Source organism: Paenibacillus sp. JJ-223 (assembly GCF_927798175.1).
In the GTDB taxonomy this organism is placed as follows: domain Bacteria; phylum Bacillota; class Bacilli; order Paenibacillales; family Paenibacillaceae; genus Paenibacillus; species Paenibacillus hubeiensis.
Window position 1 is genome coordinate 1 of sequence record NZ_CAKMMP010000030.1, and the last position, 10561, is coordinate 10561.

The window sequence follows — 10561 nt, forward strand, 5'->3', positions numbered from 1 at the left end:
CAGGGAATGTTGTTGTAACATAGGGTTACACACCTTTCTTGTTGGCATGGTTGGTCGCACTTCCATGATACCAAACAAGCGAGGTGTTTTTTTGTCAATGCGAGTAAATCTACTGAATTATCCTTACGCACTCAATGGTTTAAGCCATTTTTCTAGGTGCGAAAGTTGAGTGAATTAATTAAAAAATTTATGTAATTTTGTGTCCTTGGAATTACCAAAAAATTATTTGCTATTAGAGAATTTCGGAAATAATCGGAGTAGAGAAAAGGATAAATATCCTTTATAAAATTTAATTTTCCTATATAGATATAATATAGAATATTGACCGCCGATAATTTTACATTTAAGCTATAGATTGAAATGGGAATGATTACTAAAGTATGGAAATACGTGGTTGAATTGAAACGTGAGAATGCGAACGGCTTCAAAAACTCGACTCCTTCATACGAAAGAGACGTCACGTGGAGCTCGAAGTCGCTACCTCATCCTCAGGCTGGTAGATAAAAGCATTACCAATCTGATGGAGTAGCCCAACGAGTTGGTGTTAGTGACATCGCGATTCATCATACCGAAAAAAGTTAATGTACCTGTGGGTTAGAGACTGCATTACAGGATAAATAACAATTGGAGACCATTATTTACATAAGGAGGGGGAAAATGATTCCTTTACATACAATTTCAACTTTAAAAACAGACGGCGAAAGAGAATTTATATCCAAATTATATACTCAATATTACTCGATAATGAAAAAAAGGGCTTATGAGATTACCTACGATTATACTGTAGCAGATGATCTCATAAATGATGCCTTTATAAAATTTATTGAAAAAATTGAAGTTTTATCGATGCTTGACGGTTGCAAAAGGACTTCATATGTTGTTTACACAATTAGGAATATTTCTATCAACTATATTAAAAAGCGTGCTCTCGAGAACAAAACTATGTTTATAGGAGTTTCGGATGACTTTATTGAGTCTATATCTGATGTTAGAGCATCAGTAGAGGAAATTAGTTCTACGAGAGAAGAAAGCGAAGAGTTAGCAAAATCATTGAATCAGTTATCTAAACGTGATAGGGAGTTATTATATTATAAATATAATCTTGAAATGAGCGATAAAGAAATCTCTGAGATTATGCATATTCCAATCAATAATATTAGGCAGTATTTAACCCGTGCTCGGCGGAGAGCTTTAGATATTTTTAAAAAGCAAACGGAAGGGTATGTAAAAGAAGAATTTACCAATGGATAAAGATACATTAAAGAATTAGAAGTAATTCAGATAAGAATTTTGCTATGTCTGACTAAGCAGAGTTCCACATGATGATAGGTTTCTGAAAAATAAAGGAATCAAAAGAAGATCCTTTGCAACTGTTACCGAGAAAGCAATAGAAAAGTTTGAGCAGCGTCTCGAGTTGATAGCGACTTCTTTAAACAGAGCGTAAAGAGCAGCCTTCAAGTGAGTTGGGTGGCCTTTATTCCGACAAAATACCAAATCGTTATAAAATAGTGGAGTTGACTAGTATTCTTATACAATCAAGCATGCCCACATTCTGCTCTCAAATTCGACGAAGGTGATGAAGGATACACAGCCTCTGATAAAACCCTGTTTTTTGCGTGAACTTACAAATCATTCAATGAACGAGGAAATATCTGAATTAATTCTATTACAAGTGTTGCAAAATCTAAGTTAAATTGTCTATATATGTAACGAGGAATTATTATACTAACTTTTAATTTTAAGGTGCAATATTTTTCTGGATTTGGTCTGACTGATAGTTGCGGGAGTGGGTATTATTTAAAATCATGCTATTTTTGCATGATAATAGTAACGCTTTGCTGTTAATGGTGCCAATGTACTCTGCGGATAAATTGCTTATGAACTAGACATTGGTATAAGAAAAGCCACACCCTCTTTAAAGATTGTAAGCAGGAGAGTTAATACAATCTCCTTTACAATAAAAAGAGCCATAATTAAGCCTGCTCATTCAGAAGAAAACTTGATTATGGCTCCCGGCCCAATTCTTTTAATGTAAAAGTAGAAGCCTTCTAAACAATATTACATCATGAAACCTCTTTTGCATATAGGATGGGCAATTTCCTAGAGAAAGGAGGTGAAAAAAATGGCAAGTTGTCCTTCCGGTTATTATGCACAAGGAAATAGAACTGACCCAGGTTTTTGTAATGGAGAATGGTGTAGTCCAATAAATCCATTTTCTCCTCGTCAATTTGTTAAGCATGTATGGATTCATTGTGTTCGTCCAGATGGTGCTTCCACAGACGTATACGCTTATTCCGAGATTGAATGTTCATGCTAATGATTAAGCCATGTTTTGGATGGTCGATGCTTAGGAATGCTCCTTATGTCATTCTTTCTTGAACGATTGTGGTTTGAAAATATTTCAAATCCTGATGATTGCACGCCTATCAAGTAAGTGGTACGTCAGAGTATCGGAATTGCAGCAAAGTCGAATGACCGACTTGCGCTTGAAGCTCTGCCCCCCAATGTTCCTTTCGGTGACGTGTTCGTGTAAATGCAAGCGCCGTCACCGAGTAGGGTGGGGATAAACCATTCAATCCTAACTCGTAAATTTACAATTTGTGTCTGTATTAAGGGGCAAAGGTTATAAGCGCCCGTAAGAGAAAGCTGGTGCTACAATGGGCATATTTTGGAAAATGGGAGCCAGAAATTTCACAGCCCAGATGCGGCAAACGCTACTCACCGTATGCATAGGCTCTATCGGGGTCATCCTGATTTTTTCTTGTTATTTTGTCATCTCTTCTATTACATATAGTAAATCAAATTGGGAAGAAAAACACTTTGGTGTTATTGGTACAGAAATTTATCCGCGTCTTGGACTTGAGTTAACCGAGGCTCAGATTAAAAATATTAAGACGAAACTTCAAACCAAAAATATTGCCAGTCTTCCCTACGTGTCTCAGGTGGTTTCCGTGCACAGCGGGAATAATCATAAAACTGAGGAAGCTAACATCATTGCATTAGGATTTGATTTTCATAATGCCCGGGAACTGGAACCGAAGCAGCCCTTGTGGTTTACTGATTCTCTGACTACAGAAGAAGCGATTGTATCTGCTCCGCTGGCGCGGCAGATGGGACTTAGTGTCGGTGAAACAATGACAATCTCGTTTGATGGACAAGAAGTGCCTGTAACGATTCGCGATATAGCTGAGGAAAGCGGATTAACAGGTTTTCGCGGAACAATGCGTGCACAAGGGACAGTTATTCTCTCAGATAAGCTTGCACATCAGATATTCGGTGTTCCAGAAGCAAACGCGCACAGTATGTTACTGGCGACGGAAAGGATGTATTCATCACTACCAGGCAGTTCCTTCTTTACTGATTTCATTGAGAGACCAATCAAAGAAGAAGCGCTATCTCATATGTCGATGGTGCAAAGTATTTTCACGCCACCATTTTTGTTCTTTGTTGCTGTTTCTTTGTTCGCTGGATTTTTGCTGTTGGCGCAGTTGTTTAATATTTTGAAAGAAAGGCGCAAATATTATCTCGGCGTACTCCGATCGCTTGGACTCAGTAACCGTAAATGCTTTGCTATCTACGTAAGTGAGTGCATGTTACTGTGTGCGGTTATTACCATTTCAGGAGTTGTCCTTGGAAATGTACTGGGTTATGGATTGCTTTCTGTTAATGTATTTTATATCGAACAATTATTGGAACGGTATTCTGCTTACGCCTATCCAATTCATCCCCACGTGGATGTGACATCGACATTGTGGATTGCATTGGCCATGTTTATCGCTTTTGTACTGCTCGCTTGTTTTGTTGGGCGTTTCATTAAGCGCACATCCATTCTGCACCTGATGGGCAAGGAGGATAATCGTGTTACTCCGGCAAAGAATCGTCTGCTCAAAATTTTAGGTTGTCTCCTTGTCGCAGTGGCATTCATTTATTTCAATTATTTCGCCACAGAGGGGCTTTCAGATGCTGATAGGATTAATTCAAGAGTATTCGGTTCAATTATAAGCTGGCTTTTAGGCATTATAGCAACAGCTTATCTTATGTTTCTCACTGTACCTTGGATGAAATCAGTATTATTCATTTTTCCACATCGTTGGTTGGATCGTTTGGCTGTTACATTAGGCACGCAGTACCCGAATATGCGATTTAACCGTTCATTTGGCATTATTTTATTATTCACGATATTATCCTGCTGTTTAATCGTGATGACTAGTTTCACTTCCAATGTTGATGATTATTCCGCCAAAAACAAGAGAGATTCTTTTTTGGCTGCCGACGCTTATATGTCTTATGCTGATGAGCGAGAAAAAAGTAAGCTCACAGTTAATATGAATGAAGTGCAAGAAATCGTCCAAAGTGTTGCCTACGTGGATGCATACAGAATATTTGTTTCATCACCCGACAAAGCACTTGATCTAACAGAAGTAATCCCGCCTACAAATGGTAACAAATGGGCATATTCGCAAGTCGTGTGGGGAAAGTGGCTGGGGGAAAGTTACCACTTACCGCTCACCAGCCGTGCGCCGCAATTTCAGAGCGATGCAGAAGTATTTCAGGCTTTGAGGGATCAAGAGTCAATAGTTCTCGTGGATGATAAATTGGAAGGTACGTACCGAGTAGGCGATCAGATTCCGCTTCGCTTGCTGAAAGGTGGGGGCAAAGAAGAGAACCTGATTGGAGAGGAAATGGTCACGATAGCAGGAACGTTCGCTATTGGCGATGATAACCGATTCCATTTCAGGACATTTATAGTGGCTGATGAACTCTACAACAAATATAGTACAAACGGTGCTTATAAGTGGCCTGGGGATCCGAAAGGCTTTGCACTGTTGCAGTTGGCTGATAGTGATGGGGCGGCAGCAAATTCTATTAAGACACTGAAATATCATTTTACAAAAACAACTGGTGTTACTGTGAGTACGCCTGGTGAGGACCAAGCTATCATTACGATGATTGTTAAAGCTGAATTGACGCTGTTCTCTTACATTATGTCATTTATGATGCTTATGGCTTTACTCGGTATGTATGTGATTCAGACTCGATCCGTACAGGAGCGTATTCCCCATATGGTTATGTTGTGGCAGATGGGGGTAAGTCGAAAGTCGTTGAAACAGGTGTTTATTGTAGAGGGTTGTCTGATGGGTATCATTGGGTTGATTAGCGGTATTATAGTCGGAAGGCTTGGTTCAGAGATGATGCTGCGCTTGGCGTGGATGGGTGTTCAGTTTTCGTTCCCTTATCTTAAAGTGACAGGTCTCATCATCGGATTACTGATTTTTATCTGGTTGTTCAACCTGTTTAGCACTGCCGGGTTAAAACGTATACAGATCAGTCGGAAAGAGTAACAGGGTAGGAGGATGACTTATGGAACATGTAGATTACAGGAAATTCTTAAAAAAGGTGCAGAAACGTGTTGTTCCCGAGATTGGGGAGTTGCTACCTAATTTTACGGTAGGGACGGGAAAGCTGTATGATTTTTTAAGAAATGGATTGTTAGTGATTGTCGTCTCAACTCGGTGTGCGCCTTGCCAGGATGCACTTGCTGTGTTATACGATTACTTTCAAATGCATGCGGTTAATACGGTCATCCTAGTAGACACACTGGAGGACAATATGCCCTTATTCTATGAAGCGTTTTCTGTGCATGCAGAAGTGTTTTATATGGAGACGGAGGATTGGAAAAAACACTTTGCTGGCGTTCCTTGGGCGACAGCACTAGATAGAAGCGGGGTCATATTGCAATCAGCACCATTCAACTCTTTGTCGACACTAATGCCGGTATTAGACTCTATTGAAAAGGAGATGATTCGCTATGATGTCTAAGATCAACCAGTTGTTCGATTCAGTGCGAGAACTGGAAGGTGATGTGCCTGAAAAATATCATTTGGGTGAAGTGCCGATGTTTGCTGGGCGAGTACACGATCGCGATTCAACTTTGATTGTTATTCTCTCTCTGTATTGTGCAGAATGCATTGAGTTGTTGCCAAAACTCGAAGGAGTTGCCGAAGTGTTTGATGGGGAGATTGTTCTTGTAATTGATGGCGACGTGGAAGAAGCTCAGGTAATTCGGCAGCATTTTGACTTTTCCTTCGACGTTCTATCTGCTTCCGCTGAGGAATTATATTACGTGTATCGCCCGGAATTCACCCCATATGCCTATGTGCTTAACGCTGACCGTACAATTGCCTATATGGGGGATATTGGAGAGGTAGCGACGACGAGAGGAACGATTACCCAATTAGGTCTTATTCCCGTGGTAGAGGAGGCTTCAAGATCATGATTGCAGCCAAAGCTGTTCGCAAGAATTACGGCATGGCAGCTACTCCACAAGCGGTCGCATTATCAGGGGTCGATTTACAGATTCAAAGGGGCGAGATGGTAAGCATTATGGGGCCATCTGGTTGTGGCAAATCTACTTTGCTTTACACGTTGTCAGGTATTGAGTCAGCAGACAGTGGCGAAATTTGGTTCGACAAGCAAGCAATACACGAAATGAGTGAAAAAGATGTCTCCGCGCTCAGGTTGACGTCGATGGGTTTTGTCTATCAACAATACAATCTGATTCCTGTGTTAAATGTTGTCGATAACGTTGCATTGCCGCTTATCAGTCAGGGCGCTAAGACGTCAGTTGCACACAAAGCTGCAAAGGCGGCACTTGAAGATGTCATGCTATCGGATAAGTTGAAAGCTATGCCGCATGAACTGTCTGGAGGACAAGCCCAACGGGTTGCCATTGCCCGCGCTATCGTCCATAATCCTCGTGTCATCTGGGCTGATGAGCCTACTGGGGCTTTAGATACTGTGACATCGGAGGCGATAGTAACCTTGCTGCGCAAAATAAATACAGATAAACAAGTGACCGTAGTTATTGTCACGCATGATCCGTTAGTTGCATCAGCAACAGATCGTGTAATTCGTATGGAAGACGGAAAACTAACTGATTCTGTTGAGCACAGGGAGGGACAAGGAAAAGGTGGGTGATAAGCAATCAGACGAAATACAGGAAGGATTTATCCATTCTTTCTTGGAGTTATTCTGAGCGGGTAGTCTGTTTAATGGTGACCGAAATAGATGGCTTTGTGGATTGGTGGGGAAAGCAAGATGACAAGTCAAGTGAAATGGCGTAGAGTCATTCATACAACCTGTAAAATTATACCGTTATTATGGAAGGTATCACCTAGAGCATTGCTAGTTAGTCATATCATTATGCTTGTTCAGGCGTGTTTACCGCTTGTCCAAATCTATCTGGTTGCTAAAATTGTTGGGACGACTGAGCGGGTGATTACGGGAGAGTTGCCGTATGTACATGCCGTTTTTTGGCTTTTGGGACAAGTTGCCTTAAACTCTGTTACAAGTGTTCTCCTTCTCATAGAGCAACTCAATGAGCGGCGGATGAGTTATCGCGCGGCTAACTTTTTTGAGCATTTAATCATTGATAAAACGTTGCGTCTGTCATTTTTGGAATTTGAAAAGCACGCCTCTTATGACCTGTTACAGTTGACAAGCGGAAGCGGCGAGCGTGGAATACAAATGATTATGACTTTGCGGCAGATTGTTATGAACTCCATTACGATTTCCGGGTACTTGCTTACGTTGTGGTACTTCAGCCCATGGCTTTCCCTTTTTCTTGTTGTTGTCACAATACCTTCGTTTTTAGCTAACGCGAAACTAAGCGGACATCGCTTTCGTTTAACGGTCACTCAATCGCCGCTAATGAGGAAAGCGTCGTATTTACAACAGTTGTTCCGTAACCGAGACACGATAAAAGAAATTCAATTGTTTCGCATGGGTGCGTTTTTTAAGAAAAAATGGAATGACGCATATTGGGAACAAGCGGAAGAGAAAATGGCACTAGAGCGAAAAGCCGGCATTGTGAACTATATAATAGAGAACATCGGGCAATTATCAATTGCTGGCACGACGGTTATACTTGTGTTCATTGCTTCTAAGGGTCGTATGACGATTGGAGAGTATGTAGCGCTAACCATCGCAGTGAGTTCCGCATACGCTTTGATGAAAGGTTTGGTTAATTATATTGTACGTTTCGGAGAAGAGGGGATGTACAGCGAGCGTTTATTTAACTATCTGCAATGTCCAGAGAATAAACAACAAGACGCAAAGATGTTGTTCCCTGAAAATCTGATGCCCGGGATTACGGTCAGAGACTTATCCTTTACCTATCCCAATCGACAAGAGCCCTCTCTCAAAAATGTAAATTTGCACATCAAACAGGGAGAGAGAATTGCCATTGTTGGCGACAATGGAGCTGGAAAATCAACATTCATTAAATGTTTGTTGGGGATTTATCCTGTGCAAAATGGGACGATTTATTATGGCGAGACAGACATTTGTGACATTCGTGATGATAGTCTTAAGGAAAGTTGTATCGCCGTATTTCAGGATTCCGTCCGTTATCAGCTAACGGTACGAGAAAACCTTATGGTGGGAAATATGGATCGGGTTACGGATGATAAACGACTGTATGAGGCATTGAAAGTGGTCGGTCTTTCCAGCGAGAATAATTCGTTAAATCTGGATACTGTATTAGGTCATCTGTTTCATGAATCCCAAGACTTATCTGGAGGCCAGTGGCAAAGATTGGCACTGGCAAGGGTGTTCATTCGTGACGCATCGTTTATCGTGTTCGATGAACCGACAGGAGCACTTGACCCGCTTGCCGAAGAACACATATTTGACAAGATGCTTGAATTAACGGAAAACAAAACAGCTATTTTTATCTCTCATCGTTTAAGCAGTTGTATCAAAGCTGACCGAATTGTTGTTTTCAAGGATGGAGAGATTCATGAATGTGGAACGCATGCCCAATTATTAGATAATAAAGGTTATTATGCAAAAATGTTTCAAGCTCAGTCGGAAAAATATCAATTGCAGTTTGCGTTATAAATATCTGGGCTACTAGTCTTGATCTAAACTACCGATGGATAAATGTCTAGAGCGTGTATGTAAATCATGACGTTCTGCCAAGATGATTCTTCTTAAATATTTTGCGTCTGCAGCATACATATCCGTTCACAATTGTTTGTTTGAGCATAGTCATCGGGAAATGTCGGGATTGTTTAATTAACTTGAGCGGGAGGGAAGATTTATGATAAAGTATTTCGATTATTGTGCATCTACGCCAATTCATCCTAAGGTTCAAGATGTTTTTATGAAAATGACACAAGAGATCTACGCGAATCCTTCATCTACTCATAAAATGGGCAAAGAAGCAAAGAGCTTTGTAGAAAAAGCACGACAACAAACAGCTGAATTATTAAATGTCGAATCTGAAGAAGTTTTTTTTACATCCGGGGCAACAGAAAGTAATAACTTAGCTTTGTTGGGTGTGATAAAAGCTGCAAAAAAGAAACATAAAAAAATTCATATTATTACTACTCCCATTGAACATTCTTCTATTTATTCATGTTGCAAATTTTTAGAATCCCAGGAGGTAGAAGTCTCTTATATTCAAGTTAATAAAATAGGAATCGTTGATATTGATTGTTTAATGAATTTAATAAGGGAAGAAACAATTCTTATTAGCATAATGCATGTGAATAATGAGACGGGTGTAGTACAACCAATAGAAGAAATTGGGGAGAAATTAAAGAAGTTAAACAAGAACATTTTTTTTCATGTTGATGGTGCCCAAGGGTTCGGTAAAGTTCATTTGAAACTAGATTATATAGATATGTATACATTATCAGGGCATAAAATTGGGGCCCCAAAAGGTATTGGTATACTTGTTATTAAAGAACATGTTGAAGTTGAGCCTGTCATTTATGGAGGCGATCAAGAGAAAAGTTTAAGACCAGGGACACTAAATGTACCCTCCATTGTAGCTGTTGCAGAAGCCATTCAAATCGGGAAACAAAATTATCAACAAAGCAGAGAGAAACTTAAACAATTTTATATTACATTATTTGAAAAATTTTCGAATATTCCTTCTTTTGTGATTAATAGTGCAGAATACCATAACGTGTCCTCTCATATTTTTAATTTCTCTGTACCAGGGATTCCCTCAGCTATAACTTTAAAAGTACTTGAGAAGAATGGTATAATTGCTTCCTCTCAATCTGCATGTTCTTCTAATGGAAACATAAGTAGAGTATTGATGGAAATTACTGGGGATCATGGATTATCGTCAAGCAGCATTAGATTAAGTTTTCACGATGGTATGAATAAATCGGACATAGATTATCTTATTGATACTGTGCTTTCCTTAGAAGATAGCTTTACTTCTAGGAAAAAAATATTATCTTTATTATAGTGGATAAGCTACTCAACTTTCGCAGCTCAAATTTCCAAACAAACCCTTGATATAGCTGGGTAAACCAGAGATCCATTCTTGTAGTTGACAAAAAATGTCCGTTCTGTTTTGTTTTTGCTTGAGACATGTCGAGAAATAAACTCATCAGTTGCAGAAGCGCCGTCTGGAAGTCCAGATCACGAAGCCTCATCGGCAAAGAGAAAAAAGAGTCCTCCCAGTGTGCGGTCATCACTGGTTTCGCGCCGTTCATATTCCATCGCCAAATAACGGCTGAATACCACCGTCGTGTGGCTA

At 40.0% G+C, this 10561-nt stretch carries 7 protein-coding genes; all 7 read left to right on the forward strand.

The window, feature by feature from the left end:
• The first annotated feature begins 657 nt into the window (after positions 1–657).
• The 7 genes from L6H98_RS30920 to L6H98_RS30950 all read left to right on the forward strand — a co-directional run bounded on the left by L6H98_RS30920 (position 658) and on the right by L6H98_RS30950 (position 10267).
• Positions 658–1251, forward strand: a complete 594-nt coding sequence (locus L6H98_RS30920; RefSeq protein WP_236421527.1) for a sigma-70 family RNA polymerase sigma factor — start codon at positions 658–660, stop codon at positions 1249–1251.
• Positions 1252–2657: 1406 nt separating this feature from the next.
• Complete coding sequence (locus L6H98_RS30925; RefSeq protein WP_236421528.1) at positions 2658–5342, forward strand: FtsX-like permease family protein; 2685 nt, start codon at positions 2658–2660, stop codon at positions 5340–5342.
• A gap of 19 nt (positions 5343–5361) precedes the next feature.
• Positions 5362–5820: a hypothetical protein gene (locus tag L6H98_RS30930; protein ID WP_236421529.1), complete on the forward strand. Its 459-nt coding sequence runs from the start codon at positions 5362–5364 to the stop codon at positions 5818–5820.
• Positions 5810–6277 carry a hypothetical protein gene (locus L6H98_RS30935; RefSeq protein ID WP_236421530.1) on the forward strand — a complete coding sequence of 156 codons (468 nt, stop codon included), beginning with the start codon at positions 5810–5812 and terminating at the stop codon, positions 6275–6277. Before L6H98_RS30930 ends, L6H98_RS30935 begins: the two co-directional genes overlap by 11 nt.
• Positions 6274–6978, forward strand: coding sequence for an ABC transporter ATP-binding protein (locus L6H98_RS30940; RefSeq protein WP_236421531.1), 705 nt, complete (start codon positions 6274–6276; stop codon positions 6976–6978). The genes L6H98_RS30935 and L6H98_RS30940 overlap by 4 nt, the downstream gene beginning before the upstream one ends.
• A gap of 90 nt (positions 6979–7068) precedes the next feature.
• On the forward strand, positions 7069–8901 hold the full coding sequence (locus tag L6H98_RS30945; protein WP_236421532.1) for an ABC transporter ATP-binding protein: 1833 nt from the start codon (positions 7069–7071) through the stop codon (positions 8899–8901).
• A 202-nt stretch (positions 8902–9103) separates the two neighbouring features.
• Entirely contained in the window at positions 9104–10267 is a 1164-nt protein-coding gene (locus L6H98_RS30950; RefSeq protein WP_236421533.1) for a cysteine desulfurase family protein, read from the forward strand.
• Positions 10268–10561: the final 294 nt, after the last annotated feature.